The sequence below is a fragment of the Streptomyces sp. NPDC058335 genome (assembly GCF_042723915.1).
Classification (GTDB): domain Bacteria; phylum Actinomycetota; class Actinomycetes; order Streptomycetales; family Streptomycetaceae; genus Streptomyces.
On sequence record NZ_JBHXHX010000036.1, the window covers coordinates 26,500 to 44,743 of the forward strand.

An 18,244-nucleotide genomic window follows, 5' to 3' on the forward strand; every position below is an offset into this window, starting at 1 on the left:
GTCGCTGCCACCGGTGTGAGCGTCGGCAGTGACGGCTCAAGGACGGGCCGGAGGGCTGCTGGGCGACGGTGCAGCGCGGCGCGGCCTGGCCCGGTCCGCTGCGCGGCCCCCTGGGGCCGCACCGTTCGGTGCTTCCCCGCGCTCGACTGCTTCGAGAGCTGCGAGGTTGCCGTACCAGCGTCGGCTCCAGCGTGCCCGAAATCCTGGCGGCAGGCATGACGATGAGGAGCGGTTGATGCGGCACCGGATCGCACCCGTGGGGCCGGGTCTTCCAGGTGGGGCGGGAAGCGGGTGGGAGGCGCAACGGGCAAGGGATCTGGCCGGACGTGGGGGAAGGCCTGCGGTGTGTGCGGGGTGTGGGGTGCGCCCGGTGGCGTTCACGGTGCCGCGCGTCGATGTCTGCTTTGCCTGCCTGCCCGGGGGGCCGCATGTTCCGCCGCCGTGCACGGTATGCGGCAGGGCGGGGTTCTTCTATCACCAGGGCCTGTGTGCCGGCTGCCATCCGTTCTCGCCGGAGCGCCGCGGTTCGTGTCCGGACTGCTTCGCGTGGGGTACCAGCCGGGCCTCGCGGTGGCGTTGCTGGGGCTGTGTGGGCTGGCACCGCAAGTTCTCGAAGGCAGGTCCAGGCGGGCCGTGTGTGTGGTGCCGGCGGCCGGTGGCGGTCAACCACGACCGGGTGTGCCGAATGTGCTGGCTGCAGCGCGCCCGGCTGCGCCGGGCGACGGGGGATACGCGCCTGTCCTACACCCAGGCCCTCGAGGGCGGCTGGGTGCAGCTGTCTTTGGCCAACACCCGCCCGCAGGAACGCTGTCGCCTTCCCGCTGACGGGCCGGCGCTGCCGGGCGCGCACGACACATTGGCGCCGGTGGCGGCCGTGACCCCTCAGCAGCTGGCCCTGTTCGCCCCACCGCCCCGCACCCTCGCCGCCGCCCAGCGCAACGCGGTGGCCGATCCGGTTGCAGCCGCATGGCTGGCCCAGGAGCTGACCGGCTGGGCCGCGTCCCGCGGCTGGACACGCCGCAGGCTCAGCAAGGCCCGCCGCGGCCTGCACATTCTGCTGGCGGTGCAGGACACCTCCGGCTCTGCCGTCCCGATGAGCCTGATCGACCAGCTGACCGGGCTCAGCCTGCCCGCCCGCCTGCTGCACGAGTTCCTCGCCGCCCACCACTTTGCCGAGGACGACCGCACCCCGGCCATCGACGCCTGGTTCGCCCGCATCACCGCACACCTGCCCGAGCCGATGACCGGCCAGCTCGCCCACTGGCTCACCGTCCGCCTCAACGGCCACGCCCAGCGCCCACGCAGCCGGCCCCACTCCCCGAAAACGGTCCGCCACCAGCTGCACTTCGCGCTGCCCGTCCTCACCCGCCTCGCCGACGCCGGCACCCGCGACCTCGCCGACGTCACCCCTGCCCAGCTCAGAGAGCACCTGGCCGCCTGCCGCCTGGCCGGCACCGACCACGCCCACACCGCCTCGAGCCTGCGGGCCGTGTTCACCACGCTCGCACCCACCGCATCACTGCCTCGCCCGGCCGTGCACCTCCGCGTCGGCGCCCCGACCCCCACCATCCCCTTGCCCGCCGACACCGCCCCGATCCGCCAGGCTCTGACCGGCCCGGATGCGGCCCGGGCCGCGATCACTGCCCTGCTCGCCTTCCACGCCCTGCGCGCCAGCGAGATCCGCCACCTCACCCTGAACGACGCCCGCGACCTCGCAACAGACCGCCTGCACCTGCCCGCCCGCACCATCCGCCTCGCCGAACCAGTACGTGTACGCCTGTGCTGGCCGCACACCAGCCGCACCGCCCTGTCCACCGTGCCGGTCAGCCGGCCCTGGCTGTACCGCCAGTACCCGGCCTCCAGCACCCTGCTGCGCGGCGACCGCATCGTCGACGAGGCCCAGGCCGCCGGCGGCGACGTCCGGCTGATCTGCGAGCTGTTCGGCCTCAGCATCCAGGCCGCCACCCGCTACACCGCCGCCGGGAACTTCCCCTCCGTGTGACCGTCTGCCGTGCAGGGCCCCGGCCCGGCACAGGAGGACGGGGCTGCGGTGGCCCATTCCGCAGGCGCCGCAGCAGCGGACCCGTGCAGCGCGTGCCTACGCGCCTTCTGCGCCGGTTTCCGCCTCGTACAGGGAAGAAGGCGCCCGGCTCGGGACGGTGCCCGCCGAATAGCGCGTCCCGGCGTGCGGTGACCGAGGCCCGCCTCCGCCCAGCACCCGCAGCTGTCCGGCCATGGTGAAGGGCTGGTGTTCCTGGCGCAGCCACCAGAGGTCGTTGTCGTGCCTGCGCAGCCAGGGCAGGGACCCCTGTACTACGGACCCCTTCGAAACACTCATGCGTACGCGATATGTACGCGACAGAAGCGAAATTCGTACGGGTTGTGGGCTAGGGTTGTACGCAGGGAGGTGCTGTCATGTCCGAGTTGTTCGACGCGGTTGACGCGCTGGTCGCGTCCCGCGCCGCGCTGCCGGCGCCGTCGGAGCGTAAGCGGCTGCGTGCTGCGCATGGCCTGACGATCGACGAGGTGGCCACCGCGCTGAAGGTGCGCCGTGCCACGGTGTCCGGCTGGGAGGCGGGTAAGACCGAGCCCCGGCCGCCGGAGCGTGACGCGTATGCGCGGATGCTCAAGCAACTCGCTCAGCTCTACCCCGCCCCCACCACCCCCGCCGCCCCCGAGAAGGACCCGGCGGTGCCCGAGGGGTCCACCGGCAAGCCCGCCCCCGCTGCGGAAGTCCGGACTCCGGCCGCAGCGCCGGTCTCCGAGGCTGCGGCCGTGACGGCAACGGAGAACCCCCGGACCGGGAACACCCCACCCCCTGCCTCTGCCACTGCTCCCGTTGCCCCAGCTCGGGTGGCTGGGCAGCCGGCGTCGTCGGGGGCGTCGCATCGTCCGGTCGCGCGGAAGGCGGATCCGGCCGCGACTCCCTCGGGCGGCGGTGATCCGCGGTTCGCCAACGGTCCGCTCGCCGTCGTCGACGTCGATACCGGCGGCCAGGTCCTGGCGTACTGCACCGGTGGCCTGGTCCTGGACGTGCCCGCCAAGAGCCTGCCGTCCCTGGTCGAGTGGACGCTGAAGGAAGCAAGGCTCGGCGCTCCGAGGCTGTCCGGTCCGGGCAAGGACGCCGACCCGTTGCTGGTGCTCACCGCATCCGCGCTTAAGCGCTACGGCCTCCCCGTCGCCCTGACGGAGGAGGAGCGCCATGCCGGGCGGCTTCCGGAGGGCCACAAGGTCGTCAAGCAGCTGGTGCGCGCGGAGTGGAAGCTCACGAAGCGCGGGCTGGGGCCGTGGGCGAGGATCTACCGCCCCGCGACCGGTTCGGAGCGGGCCTGCGTGCAGCTGTGTATCCCCTCCTGGAACGCGCTCGATCCGCGCAGTTGGGGACACGCCGGGCAGCTTGCGCCGGCGGAACTGGCCCGGGTGCTGGGCGTGTACGCGTCCCGGGTGATGACGCCGCGCGGTTCGACCGCGGTGACCGGCCTGGAGCTGATGACTGCCCTGCACCCGCCGACCCGTGCCTCCGAGCCGGACGCCGACGGCAGGCGGCACTCCGAGCACAACCCCGGCAGCCTGGGCAAGGATCCGGTGGACTGCGCGCCGTGCGAGGCCCCCGACGGGCACCCGCTCCTGGCGGACCTGCCGCGCTTCCACGTGCGCGGCCCCGGGGAGAAGCTGTTCGAGGAGGCGTACGACTGGGCGCGCCCGCTCACCGACGCCGAATGCACCCTGCGGCACCTTGTCGGCATCGACGTGAACATGGCCTTCGCCGCCGGCGCCAACGGCCTGGTCGTCGGCCTCGGCGCGCCGACGCACGTCAAGGCGCCGGTGTTCGACCCGAAGCTGCCCGGCTCCTGGCTGGTCGACCTCTCCCACGTCGACCTGTCGCGGGTGAAGACCGGCAAGGACAAGTGGGCGGACCTGGACGCGAGTCTGCTCCCCAGCCCGTTCACGCCGTCGGGCGAGCGGCCGCAGGGTCCGGCCTGGTACGCGACGCCGACCGTCGCCTACGCCCAAGAGCTCGGCTACGACGTCACGCCGGTCGAGGCGTACGTCCGCTACGACAACGGCCGCTACCTGGACGGCTGGTACCAGCGGCTGCGTGACGCCTTCCTCGCCACGATGGCCGACCTCGGCGTCCACGCAGACCTGTCGCCGGCCGACTTCCTCACGGCGATGGACGACTACAAGAGCCGCGACCCGGAACTGGCGATCGTCGTCTCGGCAATCAAGGCGACGGTCAAGGGCGGCCTGGGCAAGCTGCGCGAACGGCCGCGCGGCGAGGGCTGGAAGCCCGGGCAGCCGTGGCGCGCCCTTGCCCGCCCGACGTGGCGGCCGGACATCCGCGCGGCGGTCATCTCCCGCACCCGGATCAACCTCCACCGCAAGATCGTCAAGCACGCGGCGTTCACCGGCCAGTACCCGGTCGCGGTCCTCTCCGACTGCGTCGTCTACGCAGCCGACGGAACGTCACCGCTGGACTTCCTGCCCTACCGCGACGGCAAGCCCCTGCCCGGCGGCTTCAAACTCGGCATCAACCCGGGCCTGGTCAAGCACGAGGGCACCCAGTCCGTCCTGTGGGGGGAAGAGGTCCGCGAGCGGTTCAACGCCCCCGAACTCAACCTCGCCCGCTACATCAAGGACGGGCAGGTCACGGACAAGGACAGCGGGGAGTAGCAGGCGATGAGCATGTTCGCAGACGGCCTGGACCAGGCGGTGCAGCGGGCGTTCACCCGCCCGATCCCGAAGTCGGCCGGCGCCCAGATGCGGTACCTGGTCAAGCAGTACAAGGGCACCCGGGCCGTCGCCCAGATGCTGCGGATCTCCCAGCGCACCGTCGAGCGGTACGTGAAGGACCAGATCAAAAAGCCCCGCCCGGACCTCGCCGCGCGCCTGGAACGCGAGGTGAAAAAGCGGTGGCAGCCGCAGATCCGCGCCAAGGCCAAGGAACGGGCGGCGACCACCGGCGGCATCGTCATCGACACCCGCGCCCGCCTCGGCTACACCGCACCGATCGGGTCCACGGACCAGGACCGCATCCGGCACCTGACCGTCGCCCTGCCCCCGCAGCACGCCGCCCGCCTCTTCGACGCCCAGGAGCAAGGTGCCACCGAGCAGCGCCTCCAGGAACTGGCCGCTGAGGCACTCAAGGAGGTGTACTTCCAGGACGGCGGCCGCCGCGCCGGAAGCCTGGAGGAGGTCCGGTTCACGGACATCGAGCACCTCGAGTTCGACCTGTAGCAGCCGCCGGTGCGGCGCACCGGCGGGACCCCGGGGTGACCTCACCGCGCTGGCCCGAATGCACGGGACGAGCACAGCGCACACGGTGTCCGGCTGCCGCGCGCGGGCCGGCCGTCAGGCACCGGGGAATGATCAGCCTTAGTGCGAAACTTGCAACCGCCTTACGCCACCGTGAAGCGGTGGCTAGTCTGCATTCATGGCTGTTACCACCATGACTCTGCGCATCCCCGATGAGCTCGCTCCTTCGATCAAGGCGGCCGCCGTGGTGGCGGGTCTGAGCGTGAACGCCTACGTGGTGCGCGCGGCCCGTCGTGCCGCGACTCTCGACGCCGCGCAGCAGCTTGCCGCGCTCGGCCTCGGCGACGACCTGGCGGGAGAGGGCGACGCCCTGTGAGGCGCGGTGAGATCTGGACTCTGTCCGATGGCCGCAGCGTCCTGGTCGTCTCCCTGACCGGGCTGGAGGAGGCTCATGGGGCGGTGCTCGCGATCGTGCTGCATCCCTCCGGCCGCTATCCCGACACCGCCATGTCCGTCGTGATCGACGACCCGCTCGCCTGCACCGCGGTCGCCGTCAACCTTCAGCAGCTCAGGGTCGCCCGGTTCGACGGCGGGAAACTCCTCGGTGAGGTCGACCCCGCGGCGATGGCCCGCGTGGACCAGGCGCTGCGCGCCGTCCTCGACCTGTAGCCGCAGGCAGACGGGGCGCCGAAGTGACCTTTGGCATGGCGACGCCCTGCAGCGAGACAGCACGAGAAGGCATCTGTGGCCCGGGGTCTCTCTGTGCTCTGGGTGTCCGGTCGGTTCACCGACCCGCTAACGGGAGTGTCACGCCCACTCCCCGCCCAGGTTCCGCAACGCGCTGATCTGCTCGGCGCTGAGTTTGTCGCGGCATGTTTCTAGTTGGAGTACCAGATGCCTAGGTCGTGTCTGACAAATGATCTCTGCGAAGCTTCGTGTCCGAAGCCGAAGGAGGGCTCATGGGGATTGAGCTGGAACTGCACTCGGGGCGACCCACGCGAAAGGGTTCGTCCCGGGAGACCTTGCTGCGGGGCTCTTACGAGCACGGTGAGGCGTTGGCTAGTGTGCTGAGCACCCTCGACGGGCATGGCTCGGGCAAGCTCGGCTGGGTGGATCCGTACGGCGACACGCTGTTTAACGAACAGGAGGCTCAAGTCGCCCGCCAGGAAGTCACCGCCCTGACACAGGCGTGTACTGACGACCAGCAGAAAGCGGCCCTGCTCGACCTTGCCGAGCTTCTCGAAGCGTGTGCGGCAACGCCGGGCAGCTACTTGTGGTTCATGGGTGACTAGCCATACCTGATCATTGATCTTGTGGTTGGTCGGGGTGAACTGACGGATGCGGCGTGGGAGCGGATAGGCCCACTGCTACCGCGTGTTGATGGTCGTGGGCGGCCGTGGCGGGATCACCGCCAGGTGGTGAACGGCGTGCTCTGGCGGTTGCGGACCGGGGGCACCCTGGCGTGACCTGCCCGAGCGCTATGGTCCCTGGCAGACCGTCTACGAACGCTTCGCCCGCTGGGAGACGGACGGAACCTGGGCAAGGCTGCTGGAGTACGTGCAGGTCAAAGATGATGCGGTGGGCACGGTGGAGTGGACCGTGTCGATTGACTCCACCATCAACCGTGCCCACCAGCACGCCGCCGGAGCCCGCAAAAGGGGGCACTGGCACAGGCCGAACTGGAAGATCCGCCACATCCGACGCTTGGCCAGGTACTCGGCCGGTCCCGCGGCGGGCTGACCAACCAAGGTCCACCTCGCAGCCGACGGCCGCGGTCTGCCTCTGGCCATCGTCGTCACTCCAGGCAACGTCAACGACTCAACGGTCTTCGACATGGTGCTGGACGCGGTGCGAGTGCCCCGCCTGTCCTCAGGCCGACCCCGTCGCAGGCCCGAGACGGTCATCGCCGACAAGGCGTATTCGTCACGAGCCATCCGGACCGGCTTACGACGGCGCGGCATCCGAGCGGTCATCCCGGAACGGTCCGACCAGATCGCCAACCGAAAGCGCCGAGGATCCGCCGGCGGGCGGCCGCCAGCCTTCGATACAGAGCAGTACAAGGCCCGTAATGTGGTCGAACGCTGCTTCAGCAGGCTCAAGCAGTTCCGGGCTGTGGCCACCCGCTTCGACAAGTCGGCTGCCCGCTACCTCGCTGGTCTCCGACTCGCCTCGCTCATCCTCTGGCTACGTGAACCGTGATCATTTGTCAGACACGGCCTAGTGCCAGGTCGTGGTGCTGGCCGTCGATGACGACCTTCTCGCGGTGGGCCCGTTCGTCGAGGGCTCTCCTTCTCGGGCGACGTATTGCGCCAACGCTGTCAGGCCGCGTTGGGATGCTGGCTGTGCTTTGCCCGGGCCCTTGGCCGTAGACCGCGGCGCGGGGGCGGGGGATGGCGGCTGGAGGGGCGTCATGCCCAGCTAGCCGGTTGGGGGAGTCGGGCTCAGGACACCGCCGGCCGCAGGCCGGGGGACACCTCCCGTGAGCGGGCCCCGCGTGGTGCAACGAGCAGATGAAAGGACGGGACGCGCGTCCGACTTGCAGAAGGCGGGCGACGTCGTAGCCGGCGTCGCTGACGATCACGATGGCCGGGTCCCCGGCTTGCCAGTGGCCTGCGGCGACGAGCCGTTCAACGACTCCTCGGAGCTGGGCAGCGGTGACCGCGGTCGCATCGTCCGCCGGGTCGAGCCGAACCGTGTCCAGGATCGCGGTCCAGGAGGTGGCACCCGGCTCCAGCACGGCCACGAAGGAGTAGGGCCAGCCCGGAATGAACTGCGATGCTGTCTTCGCGCGGCCGTAGACGTGGCAGAACAGCCGCTCTGCTGAACATGGCGCATCCGAGCGGAGTCATGGCGACACGTCGACCGCCAGGACCAGGCGCCCGCCCTCGAAACGCGGCAGCCCGGCCAGCACCGGCTGGAGCCGGTCGACGTTGATCCGGCCGTGGTTCAGGCCGCCGTCCGGCGAATGCCCATGCGAGCGAATCGGTTCGAGACGCCATTCGAGCCCGTGGCACCGTGCACCGCATGACGACGAACCGAAAGTCCATGCCGCGTAGACGGCCAGGACAGATCCGTGCTGGCGCCCCCGGCAGCCACCTGACAACCGGTGCAAGGCCAGTTATCGACGGCCTGTCTTCGCGTGCACTGTCCGAGATCGCCAGTCTCGAGCACTCGAGCACACCCGCAACTATCTGCAGCCAGGCGATGTCAGCACAACTGTGGGCCTGTGGAAGAACTACGTCCACCAGCCCGAGCGGGATCTGTGGCACGACTACGAGTGGGGCAACGTGCACTGGTACTGCTGCGGCGACCCCCTCGAAGTCCGAGCCCTCCTCGACACCGTGATGCAGGCCATATCACCCCGAAGTGCCCGCGAACTGCGAAAGGTTGTCAGCCGGTCACGCCGTCTGGAATCGTCCATCCCCGCCCTATGACGCAGACGGTAGATAAAGAACAAGCTAATGGGGACGAGTACTCGTTGGCGCGGGCCAGCCCGACGGTGACGGCGGCGATCCGGGACGGGCGCGGCGCGGCGTCCCAGCGCATGACACATGCGCATGACTGGACTGCCCCAAGATCAAGCCAATGAAGTGACATCTATCCGTCCCATCGTTGATTACTCAATCAATTGCTGGCTTCGAATTTTCGGCCTGTAATTCTGATCAACCCTGCTGTGACCAGCTCTTTTGGCGGAAATTTATCTGCGGGTGCAGTGTGCTGTTGCTTGTCGGCTTGCGGCGAAACAAGCCGCTGCATCGGCCACACGTGCGTTCCGGATGGCGATGTTCCAAGCTCAGAAGCTGCTCAACAATGTGGATAAGGCCTTGCTGTGTTTGTCTTGTGCATGGTGGGCTCTGAGTGCCTGATCACTGACCAGTTCAGGTAACTCACAAAACACATGGGGGATTCGAAATGCACCTCGGCGTGCGTAGATTAGCGGCGGCCGGAGCGGTCATCATGGGGGCGGGACTGATGATGGCGCCGTCCGCGGCGGCAGACGAGACCGGTACGCAGGCCTGTCCGCCGGACGTCTGGTACAAGGTGGTGTCTTCAGGGGCCTCGTACGAGGCGGTCGGGAGCACCGCCGGCAAGTACAACTCGAGTTCCACGGCATCGATCCTGCGTTACGACCTGACGACCACGAGGTCGAAACAGACGAGTTGGGGTGCCGAGGCTGGCGGGAGCGTGAGCTGGGGGATCGGGCAGGTGGAGGCCAAGACGAGCTTCGACATCACCAGCTCGACCACCAGCGGCAAGACGGTGTCGAACACCATCAACGTTCCGGGCAGAAGCTACGGCTACACCACGCCGAAGGTCGAGCGGCGCAAGTTCACCGTGGAGAAGTGGCAGGACACTGCGGCCTGTGGCGCGCGGTTCCTGGGCAACATGGGAACGCTGAGCGGGATCACCGCCTACCCCTTCTTCTCGGAATGCACGGCCAGGAGTGCGTGCACGCCCAAGCCGTAGGGCCACCTCGCCGGGAGCGGGCTGACCACCCGCTTCCGGCATCAGCACAACCTCTGACGAAACTGGGGGGAACCCGATGGTCCACAAGACGACTCACATCACGACGCGCCGACGGCGATGTGGTGCCCTGCTGGCCCTCGGCATTCTCACGGCGATGGCTACCGCATGCGGGCCGGGCGAGGACGGCGACGACAGCCAGTCCGCACCGCACGACATCGTGGTCAATCTGGGGGGCGAGGTAGCCGTCCTGGACGATCTGAACGCAACGCCCCGCGTCGTGGGCCCCCGGCCGGCCGGGGCGGAGAACGCCGACGCCTACCGCCTCGCCAGCCCGCGCCAGCTCGCCTCCGGCCAGGTCATAGGCATCCGTGACGGCGGGGTCGTAGCCATCGAGCCACGCAAGCCCGGCAAAGCGGTACTCCTCGGCCAGGCCGGCGCCTGGTTTCCCGCCGCTGACGGCAAGCGGCTCTGGGCCGTCACCGAAGAGCCGACCGATACCGCCTGCAACGGACTGGACCTGCCGCAATCGGTCTCGACTCGCTACACCGTGACCCTGTACGAGACTTCCGGCCGCCCCTCCCGCACCACCCTGGAAGCGGCCTGCGGCCTGCGCCCGGTCGCCGACACCTCCCAGGGCCTGCTCGCCCTACGGACCACCGGCGACACGGGAGGAGGCGGCACCGGCGTACGAGCGGTGACCGACATAGTGCTTCTCAACACCCGGGCGGACACCGCCACCGAAACCGTCGCCACCAACGCCAGCGTGGTCGCCGCCGCCGGCAACCACGTCATCTGGCGTGACGACACATGCGACACAGGCAACTGCACCCACGTCTACAACATCGAGAAACGAAAGAATGCCTCCGCTCCCTCCTGCACGCACGGCGACACCGTAGGCATGGGCACACTCGACCCCAGCGGCTACTGGTATGCAAGCGCTCTGCGCACCAACCACCTGGCGATCCTCGACCTGAACGAAAACACCTGCCAGGAACAAGAACTCGACACACTCCCCACCGCCGGCTCGAGCGACCTGGACCAAACCTTCGGGACCGCCTGGTCAGGCTCCAACCTGTTGCTGCTCGACCAACGCTCCGGAGCGCTCACTTCCGTCAACGCCCCCCACAACACGACCGACAAGCGGGCCGAACCGCTCCCGGTCGTCAACCAAGCCCAGATTTGGAGCGCCTCCACCGACTGAGAGGTGCGCCAAAAGCTCGTTGCGTGGCCGACCGGTACCCGACGCCGGCGAGCCAGGCCGCACCGGCGTTTTCTGCCCGTGAGGCGTGACCCTGCTGGCTCGCACGTACGTGTGGCGGCTGGCCGTAAATGCCTGCAACGTCGCTGGTGAGCCCTTCCGCCAGTCGTTTGACGGAGCCAGACAGGGGGGATCGATTAGGGCTAACCGGCTTTGAGGTCGCCAGTGCCTTCGCCTAGACCGTCCAGCTCCTGGAACTTTTCCTGCACCGCGAAGGCCGCGCCCCCGCCGCCCGCGAGACCATACGCGTCGACGGCGACACCGTCAGGATCGGGGCCTGGCTGGCCAAGGCCCGTACCAAGCACCGTGCCGGCCAACTGCCCGATGCGGACGTACGCCTGGTCGCCGCGCTCTTCGACGGGGAATGGACCGGCGAGGACGCTGTTCCAGCCGCCATCGTGTAGCGCCCGGGCGCTTGCAGGATGAGTCCTCCCGGCGTGCGTGCAGGGGCGGACGGCGGCTGGCGTGAAGCGTTCCATGATCAGTGAATGGAGCACGCAGAACCTCCCTGCCGGAAGGCTGACCATCGCCTCTTTCGAGGCGCGCGGTGGGCCCAGGGCTGCGCCGGGTTCGCGGGTGAGCGGGGAGATGCTTTCAGTCGGCGGGTCGATGGCCTGCCTGCGCGGTTCGTACAGCCTGACGACACAGAGCGCCCTACCTGGGCCATCTACGAGAACGAGCGGTACCTCGGAACATTGCACGCCCGTCCGGACGGCGACGGCCTCTGGCACGTGCAGTCCGCGGCTGAACAGTGTCGTCTCTGGACGATGCGGTGCGAGTCCTGCGCGCTCGTCGCACGGCCTCTAGCCCAGGTACCACTGAGCGGCTTCGGCGTACTTCTCGATCGTCACGGTCGGAGTGCCTGGCTCGTACCCCGGTTTGACGCAAAGGGTGTGTGCCGTTCCCAACGCCGTGCGGGGTGCATGCGGTAGCAGTCCTTCAACTGGTAGCCCGATCTTGTACGGGCTGCGCCTTGAGCACTCTCGGATCCTGCCGTCGACCTGTAGCAGCATGATGCTCCAGGGCTCGCCGTAACTCGCTGATGTAGTAGCTGACGACCCAGCCCTGGGTGACGGGCGTGTACGCGTCGACGGTCTCCCACTTGGCGAACCGGTTCTTGCGGCGCTTGACCTGCTCGTACTCGTAGACCGTCTCGGGCTGCACTCCGTGCCGGCGCATCAGGTCGATGAACCCGCGCGCGGCCTCGGCACCTGCGGCGAACAGTTCGGCCCGTCGCCGCTCCTCGGCCTGCTGCGCAGCATTCTCCGCGTCACGCTGCTTCTGCAGCGCGCGCTCGATGTCGTCTGCGGACACGTTGCCTCCCCGTCACCAGTCGCGCGTGGCGGCAGCCGGTAGCCGCCCGTGCCATGACCGGCGATCCTACGGAGACGGGCGACCCGCAGGGCACGATTGACCACATACGCCAGGCTTCTACATGGCGCGTACTTTTTCCGTACATCACGCGTGCGCGTACTGGGGCGGGTGAACGCTTCTCGATACGGTCGGTCCTGGTCAGGTCCATCGCATGCCGATGGCGGACAGCCTCTCCATCCGTTCCGGTGTGAGCGTCGCTGCCCGGCTGCGCTGGTTGTCGATCCACGCCCCGAGCCGGAGCTCCCGAACTACTTCCTGGTCCTCGCCGCTGCTCCCGTCGCCGCCGACGGCGATCCGTTCGACGTGCTTTCTCGGCACCCGCAGGTGTCCCTCGCGCTGGTAGAACTGCTTGGCGGCCTCGTAATGCATCGCCCACTTGTCGGCCTGTGTACGGCGCGGCTTCGGCTTCTCGTCCTCGGTCGCGGGCTCGATGCCGAGGATGTGTTCGCACATCCATTGCTGCACGGTCGTGAGCTGGTCCCACCCGAGCTGCACCGACTGCACCCACCGCCCCAGATCCTCGCCCTGGCGCAGGACTTCGCCCACCTCGGTGGGCAGCGCCTCACCGGCGTCCAGGTGCAGCCGTACGAGGTGGAAGCACCGCTGCCAGGTCACCGACCAGCTCGGGCACCAGGACGCGTCGATGTCCTCGAGCTGCTCGCGCCGCTCGTCCGACAGCGCCCCGGCCGCTGACTGCACGGGCAGCCCCTGGGCACGCCGCTGCTCGTTCTCGGCGGCCCGGCGGGCCGCGGCCCGCGCGTTCTTCAGAAAGATCCCCACCCGGTATCCCTGGTAGGTGGCGTCCGCGGGCGCCAGGAGGTGCCCGTGTTCGGCGGCCCACCCGCGTGCGGCCGCGAGTCCTTCTTCCCAGGCGACGTCGTAGTGCGACCAGATCATGCCGAGCTTTTCCAGATGGGCAACGCGGTCGGCGTCCATGTTCCCGCGGGCGTAGAAGCGGCGGGCGTCGGCGATCCACTGCCCGAGCGGGAATCCGACGAGCGAGGCCGGCCACCCCTCGGCCTCCACCGCCTGGTCCTCCCCGCCGGGCACCCGGTAGGTGAAGGGCACCTTGAGGTCGCCGTGTTCGCGGGCGTAGATGACAGCAGCTTCGATGCCGCGTCGCCAGTGCTCGTGCTCGGGGTTGAGGACGCGCAGGTTGATGAACGCGGCCAGCTGCGCCGGATCGCGCGGCGTACTGAATTTCAGCAGCTGACGGGCGGGCGCCGACAGCCAGTCGCTTCGGTCGCTGCTGGCTTCTTCGCCCTCTTGGTCCCCGCTACGGCTCTGCACGCCTCTAACGCTGCTGCGGGCCTGCTGCTCGGCGAGTGCTTCCACGACACGGGCATCGTGGGCACGCAAGGCTTCCAGCAGCTTGGCCAGTCCGCCGAACGCCCGGGAGGTGAGCATGTTGTCGGCTGTCTCGCCGGGGCCGAGCAGAACGGGCACCACGAGCGAGGCCATCTTCCCCTCGCCCGGCTGCATCCGCAGCGCCCGGCCCACGGCCTGGACCAGGTCCGGCATCGAGCCGCGCACGTCCGCGAAGTACACGGAGTCGCACCGGGACGTGTCCACGCCTTCTCCGAGGACCTTCACAGAGCTCAGGTAGCTCTTCTCCACGACGGTGCCGTCTGCGGCGATTCCGTCGGCGAACTCCCCAAGGAGCCGGCGGCGGTGGAGCGGCCTGTGGTCGCCGCACAGCCAGTCGGCCCAGATCGTCTTGGGATACAGCTCCGGCTCGGCGGCATGCAGCCGGCCGGCGACGTGGGGGAGGCCGACTGCGAACGCTTCGGCCTCCTTCACCTGGTGGTGGAAGACGAGCGTCCTACGCAAGCCCTGCTCCGCCGAGGCCTTCACCAGCGCTGTCTGCAGGGCGGCGAGCCGGGCCCCGCGCACCTCATCCGAGCGGCCCTCCACACCCAGCAGCTGCGCCGCCTGGAGCTGGGTGTCGGTGATGTCCAGGCACACCACCTGGTACGGCGCGCAGATGCCCCGGTCGATCGCCTCGGACAGCGTCAACGTGTAGCAGCGCGCCCCGAACGGCCCGTCCGGGGCGTCCTCCATCGAGGCCACCAGCTCACCCTGCACGCCTGGCGCAGCCTCGGAGTTCTCGTCGAGCTGCCACAGCCGGGGTGTGGCGGTCATGTACAGCCGGCGCAGGGCGGGGATGCGCGTGTTGTCGTGAACGACCGCCCACGGTTTCCCGATCCGGCCCGAAACCCGGTGCGCCTCGTCGACGACGATCAGCGACCACCCCGGAAGGCCGGCGGCGTGCGCGCGCTCGAGTGTGCCGAGCCCGAGCGAGGCGTACGTCGCAAAGACGGTGACCTTGTCGAGCGGCCGCACCCAGTCGACCAGCTCCCCGACGTCCGTGGTGTTCGGAAAGGACGCCTCCTCGCCCCGCAGGGACGAAACCCCGATCATCGTGCCTGTGCGGCCTCCCGCGCGCCACGCGGCTTCCGTCTGGGCGAGTAGATCCAGGGAGGGCACAAGGACCAGTACGCGGTCCGCACGGAGCTCCTCGGCACTTCGGGTGGCCACCAGGGTCTTGCCCGATCCGGTCGCCATGATCACCTGAGTGCGCAGCCCCCGCTCCGGCACAGTAGATCTTGCAGGCAATTCGAGTGTCCGGAGAACCGCGTCCACGGCTTCTCGCTGGTGAGGACGGAGTTCCTTCACAGCCATTCCGATCTGCCATTTTCTACAGGCTGGACGAAAAATTCCACACGCCAAAAACCAGCAACCAGCATGCCACTGCCATGCGATGGTCACGGCGCGCCACCAAGACACCGCAATCACACCTCTGCTCCGGGACACAGACGATCACCTTGCAGCGCCACACAGATCCCACAACCCAGGAGCCACTGAAACCCAGAGTCTATCGCAACCTCAAAATGAAGCAAATGCCTAGACGAGTCAACACCGGCGCCATGGGTACTAGGCGCTGTTTCTCGGATCTCCCTCCTTGAGTGGGGTGTTGGCGGCAGGCTGGCTGTATGGGACGTGGAGATCTGACGAATGCGGAGTGGGATCGGCTGGAGTCGTTCTTACCTCGCGGTGGTGCACGTGGGGGCCGGTGGAGCGATCACCGGCGGGTGATCAACGGGGTGCTGTACCGGGTCCGTACAGGGGTGCAGTGGCGGGATCTACCGGAGCGGTTCGGGCCGTGGGAGACGGTCTACAAACGCCATCGCCGCTGGTCGGCGGACGGTACCTGGCAGATGCTTCTGTCGAAGGTGCAGGCCGCCGAGGACGCCGCGGGACGGATCGACTGGGATGTGTCCGTCGACTCCACGGCGGTGCGGGCTCACCAGCACGCCGCCGGGGCAAGGAAGGTACCGCCCGCCGCGGTTCCTCAAAAGGGGGTTCGCCCGCGGACGAACCAGGACGATCCGGTTCTTCGGAAACTGGTCGTCCGGCTGGAGGAGGTGGTCAGATCGGCGAGTGCCTGGGACGCTCCCGCGGCGGCTTCACCACCAAGATCCACCTCGCAGCGGACGGACGATGTCGACCGCTCGCCGTTGTCCTGACACCCGGACACTACGGAGACGGCCCCCAACTGCAGCCTGTCCTGGGGCAGCTGTCGGTGCCCCGCAGCGGCGTCGGCCGGCATCGCAGCCGACCGACCACGTCCTGGCCGACAAGGCCTACACATCCCGCGAAAACCGCCGCTACCTGCGCCGACGCGGCATAGCGCACACCATCCCCGAACGACTCGACCAGCGCAGACACCGACGCAGCCGCGGTTCCCAAGGTGGTCGGCCCACCGGGTTCGACCGCGAACGCTACAAGAAGCGGAACACAGTTGAACGTGCCATCAACCGTCTCAAAGGCTTCCGCGCAGTCGCCACACGCTACGAGAAACGGGCCTACACCTACCTCGGCACAGTCACCGTCGCAGCACTCATGATCTGGCTCCGCACATGATCCGAGAAACAGCGCCTAGGCATCCGCCGCTGTCCACCCTGTCCCTGGAGAGCCATGACACACAAGACTGAAACCGACGAGGGCAACCGGTTCTGCAAGGCATGCGGCACGCCGGCCGAAGACGGGAAACTGTGCAACCACTGCGGCGCCGTCCTGGACCTCCCCGACGCTGCAGGGCTGGTCGAGGACCAAGGCGCGGCCATGCGACGCGACTTCGAAGGACGCACCCAACAGCAAGAGTGAACGGCGGCCGAAGGACGAACCCGACCAACCCGATCCGTTGAAGAGTGTGCACTGGGGTACATGGGCCGGCATGGCATCCACAACTGATCGCGTCATGTCCTTGCGGGCCGTGCGGCAGCTGCGCCGGGTCCGCACCTTCTATGCGGGAGGCGCCCTGCTGTGGGCGGTATTGACTGCCTGGACGGCCTGGCAGTTGCCCGGCAGCCGGCAGATGTGGGTATCCGCCCTTCTCCTGGCCGCCTTCAGCGGCCTCCTGCTCACAGCCTCCCTATGGCTACACCGCCTTCAGGCCGCAGGCTCGCGACGCCCCGCGCACCATCCCGCATCACACAGGGCCACTGCACCACGCCACGCGCACGCCTGACGAACCGCCGGTAAGGCAGTACCATCCGCGACCCCTGGTTTCCTCGTGTTTCTGCGCCTCTTCGCGGGCTTGGTTCAGGTCGTTGCCCTCAACTGCTCTGGCGGGTAAATAGCCCTCACAGTGTGGCTGGATGAAGGACCCTGGCAGGACCGAACCCTGTGAGCATCTCTGAAGCCGGTGGTGCCGTCTGTTTTCGGCCCTCTCCCAGACGTCGGGAGGCAAGGGGAGGGCAGGGGGTAGGCGGATAGGTATGGATGGCACACGACCCCGACAGGATGATCAGAGCACACAGGCAACCCGTGCCCGAGGAACGATGCGGATCTGGCGGTGGGCCAGGTGGGCGGCACTTGTTCTCGCGGTCAGCTGGGCGGTCAGCTGGGTCATCAATCTCGTCCAGGGCGAAGGGGGACGGGACCTGTGGTGGCCTCTGGTCAGTACCGTCATCTGGACAGCGATGACCGTGTACGGCTTCAGGACCTACCGGCGGATCGGGACAACGACCCTGCCGGCCATCACCGGCCGCCCGTCTGCCTGACCACATCGGCCAGCCCGCTCCCTTGTGCTGCTTCCGGGTAGATGAGCACCGAACAGTGACGCGGTCATGCGGAAGACGAGGGGGATGGCGATGGAAGCGGCCAAGTGGTCGGTGGACCGCGAACGCTTGACCCAGTGGGTTCCTGAGGGCGAGCGGATGACAGCCGGCTGTGCGGTGACATACGGACGCACACTGTGGGGCCTGCTCCCGCGACGCGCTTCGCTTCTGTTGACCGACCATCGGGTACGAGTACTGCGCCACCGGGGCAATGACCTCCAGTACGCCATACGCGGTGTCTGGTTCGAGATGATGCGCGGCGAGGCCGTGGCGGTGTGCAGGAATCCGCGGGTGCGGGTGGAGTTCGACAAGGGGCAGGAGATCGAGCTGCGCCGGCACGAGGGCGGGGTGGAGCGTTTGCGGATCAGCCAGTGGGATGCGGTGCATGCCGAAGCCCTGTACGCGGCGTTCCCTGGCGAGGGCAGCGATCCGCAGTCCTGAACACCGCCGTGAGAGCCGGGGCCGCTCAGGCCGGCGGGCTGCCTCGACCACACCACCAGACCCCCTCCTTGTTGCTGCTCGGGCCAAAGGCCCGCGGCCAGGCACCGCGCAGCGGGGCCGGCCCCTTTGGTGTGGCGCATCGCGCCATCGGGTGGCTGGAGCGCAGCGGAAGTCACCCCTGTGGGGCCGCAGGCCCCACAGCTCCGTCCGCTGCGCGTCCCGCTGGCGCTCACGCGGAGCGGGAGCGCAACACCCGCGCGCAGCGCGGGTGTTCGCTTGCATATCGCGCAGCGATATGGTACCCGTATAATATACAACTAACCGA

At 68.6% G+C, this 18,244-nt stretch carries 14 protein-coding genes and 3 pseudogenes; 12 read left to right on the top strand and 5 right to left on the bottom strand.

Annotation, left to right across the window (positions count from 1 at the left end; all coding sequences use genetic code 11):
* Nucleotides 1-685: 685 nt before the first annotated feature.
* The gene (locus ACFWJX_RS39615; protein ID WP_383251812.1) at nt 686-2,002 is read left to right on the top strand and encodes a hypothetical protein; all 1,317 of its coding nucleotides are present in this window, start codon (nt 686-688) and stop codon (nt 2,000-2,002) included.
* A 96-nt stretch (nt 2,003-2,098) separates the two neighbouring features.
* Here the strand turns inward: ACFWJX_RS39615 and ACFWJX_RS39620 are convergent, their stop codons facing one another.
* Entirely contained in the window at nt 2,099-2,338 is a 240-nt protein-coding gene (locus ACFWJX_RS39620) for a hypothetical protein (RefSeq protein ID WP_383251814.1), read from the bottom strand.
* Nucleotides 2,339-2,415: 77 nt separating this feature from the next.
* On the opposite strand from ACFWJX_RS39620, the gene tap reads away from it, so the two are divergent.
* From tap to ACFWJX_RS39650, 6 genes and pseudogenes are all read left to right on the top strand, one after another.
* A complete protein-coding gene (gene tap / locus ACFWJX_RS39625; RefSeq protein ID WP_383251815.1) occupies nt 2,416-4,674 on the top strand; it encodes a telomere-associated protein Tap in 2,259 nt (752 codons plus the stop codon).
* A 6-nt stretch (nt 4,675-4,680) separates the two neighbouring features.
* Nucleotides 4,681-5,238, top strand: a complete 558-nt coding sequence (gene tpg, locus ACFWJX_RS39630; RefSeq protein WP_383251817.1) for a telomere-protecting terminal protein Tpg — start codon at nt 4,681-4,683, stop codon at nt 5,236-5,238.
* A 196-nt stretch (nt 5,239-5,434) separates the two neighbouring features.
* On the top strand, nt 5,435-5,632 hold the full coding sequence (locus tag ACFWJX_RS39635; protein WP_383251819.1) for a toxin-antitoxin system HicB family antitoxin: 198 nt from the start codon (nt 5,435-5,437) through the stop codon (nt 5,630-5,632).
* Nucleotides 5,629-5,925: a hypothetical protein gene (locus ACFWJX_RS39640; protein WP_383251820.1), complete on the top strand. Its 297-nt coding sequence runs from the start codon at nt 5,629-5,631 to the stop codon at nt 5,923-5,925. Before ACFWJX_RS39635 ends, ACFWJX_RS39640 begins: the two co-directional genes overlap by 4 nt.
* Nucleotides 5,926-6,215: 290 nt before the next feature.
* Nucleotides 6,216-6,548, top strand: coding sequence for a hypothetical protein (locus ACFWJX_RS39645; RefSeq protein WP_383251822.1), 333 nt, complete (start codon nt 6,216-6,218; stop codon nt 6,546-6,548).
* Nucleotides 6,549-6,569: 21 nt separating this feature from the next.
* Nucleotides 6,570-7,455 (top strand): annotated as a pseudogene (locus ACFWJX_RS39650) (IS5 family transposase).
* A gap of 328 nt (nt 7,456-7,783) precedes the next feature.
* Here the strand turns inward: ACFWJX_RS39650 and ACFWJX_RS39655 are convergent.
* A pseudogene (locus tag ACFWJX_RS39655) lies at nt 7,784-8,236 on the bottom strand (transposase); the annotation flags it as partial.
* Between the two features lie 932 nt (nt 8,237-9,168).
* Here ACFWJX_RS39655 and ACFWJX_RS39660 point away from each other — a divergent pair.
* A complete protein-coding gene (locus tag ACFWJX_RS39660) occupies nt 9,169-9,723 on the top strand; it encodes a hypothetical protein (RefSeq protein WP_383251824.1) in 555 nt (184 codons plus the stop codon).
* 76 nt (nt 9,724-9,799) lie between these two features.
* Nucleotides 9,800-10,924: a hypothetical protein gene (locus tag ACFWJX_RS39665; RefSeq protein ID WP_383251826.1), complete on the top strand. Its 1,125-nt coding sequence runs from the start codon at nt 9,800-9,802 to the stop codon at nt 10,922-10,924.
* Between the two features lie 200 nt (nt 10,925-11,124).
* Here the strand turns inward: ACFWJX_RS39665 and ACFWJX_RS39670 are convergent, their stop codons facing one another.
* From ACFWJX_RS39670 to ACFWJX_RS39680, 3 genes are all read right to left on the bottom strand, one after another.
* Complete coding sequence (locus ACFWJX_RS39670) at nt 11,125-11,478, bottom strand: hypothetical protein (RefSeq protein ID WP_383251827.1); 354 nt, start codon at nt 11,476-11,478, stop codon at nt 11,125-11,127.
* Nucleotides 11,479-11,920: 442 nt separating this feature from the next.
* A complete protein-coding gene (locus ACFWJX_RS39675; RefSeq protein WP_383251829.1) occupies nt 11,921-12,295 on the bottom strand; it encodes a hypothetical protein in 375 nt (124 codons plus the stop codon).
* Between the two features lie 198 nt (nt 12,296-12,493).
* Entirely contained in the window at nt 12,494-15,037 is a 2,544-nt protein-coding gene (locus tag ACFWJX_RS39680) for a Helicase associated domain protein (protein WP_383251830.1), read from the bottom strand.
* A 311-nt stretch (nt 15,038-15,348) separates the two neighbouring features.
* On the opposite strand from ACFWJX_RS39680, the pseudogene ACFWJX_RS39685 reads away from it, so the two are divergent.
* The 3 genes and pseudogenes from ACFWJX_RS39685 to ACFWJX_RS39695 all read left to right on the top strand — a co-directional run bounded on the left by ACFWJX_RS39685 (nt 15,349) and on the right by ACFWJX_RS39695 (nt 17,919).
* A pseudogene (locus ACFWJX_RS39685) lies at nt 15,349-16,279 on the top strand (IS5 family transposase).
* 54 nt (nt 16,280-16,333) lie between these two features.
* Nucleotides 16,334-16,522, top strand: coding sequence for a hypothetical protein (locus ACFWJX_RS39690; RefSeq protein WP_383251832.1), 189 nt, complete (start codon nt 16,334-16,336; stop codon nt 16,520-16,522).
* Between the two features lie 989 nt (nt 16,523-17,511).
* The gene (locus ACFWJX_RS39695; protein ID WP_383251834.1) at nt 17,512-17,919 is read left to right on the top strand and encodes a hypothetical protein; all 408 of its coding nucleotides are present in this window, start codon (nt 17,512-17,514) and stop codon (nt 17,917-17,919) included.
* Nucleotides 17,920-18,244: the final 325 nt, after the last annotated feature.

Excerpts from the sequence above, each read along its gene's own strand:
- ACFWJX_RS39615 (WP_383251812.1), top strand. The coding sequence starts at position 686 with ATGTGCTGGCTGCAGCGCGCCCGGCTGCGCCGGGCGACGGGGGATACG.
- ACFWJX_RS39620 (WP_383251814.1), bottom strand. The coding sequence starts at position 2,338 with ATGAGTGTTTCGAAGGGGTCCGTAGTACAGGGGTCCCTGCCCTGGCTG.
- tap (WP_383251815.1), top strand. The coding sequence starts at position 2,416 with ATGTCCGAGTTGTTCGACGCGGTTGACGCGCTGGTCGCGTCCCGCGCC.
- tpg (WP_383251817.1), top strand. The coding sequence starts at position 4,681 with ATGAGCATGTTCGCAGACGGCCTGGACCAGGCGGTGCAGCGGGCGTTC.
- ACFWJX_RS39635 (WP_383251819.1), top strand. The coding sequence starts at position 5,435 with ATGGCTGTTACCACCATGACTCTGCGCATCCCCGATGAGCTCGCTCCT.
- ACFWJX_RS39645 (WP_383251822.1), top strand. The coding sequence starts at position 6,216 with ATGGGGATTGAGCTGGAACTGCACTCGGGGCGACCCACGCGAAAGGGT.
- ACFWJX_RS39660 (WP_383251824.1), top strand. The coding sequence starts at position 9,169 with ATGCACCTCGGCGTGCGTAGATTAGCGGCGGCCGGAGCGGTCATCATG.
- ACFWJX_RS39665 (WP_383251826.1), top strand. The coding sequence starts at position 9,800 with ATGGTCCACAAGACGACTCACATCACGACGCGCCGACGGCGATGTGGT.
- ACFWJX_RS39680 (WP_383251830.1), bottom strand. The coding sequence starts at position 15,037 with ATGGCTGTGAAGGAACTCCGTCCTCACCAGCGAGAAGCCGTGGACGCG.
- ACFWJX_RS39690 (WP_383251832.1), top strand. The coding sequence starts at position 16,334 with ATGACACACAAGACTGAAACCGACGAGGGCAACCGGTTCTGCAAGGCA.
- ACFWJX_RS39695 (WP_383251834.1), top strand. The coding sequence starts at position 17,512 with ATGGAAGCGGCCAAGTGGTCGGTGGACCGCGAACGCTTGACCCAGTGG.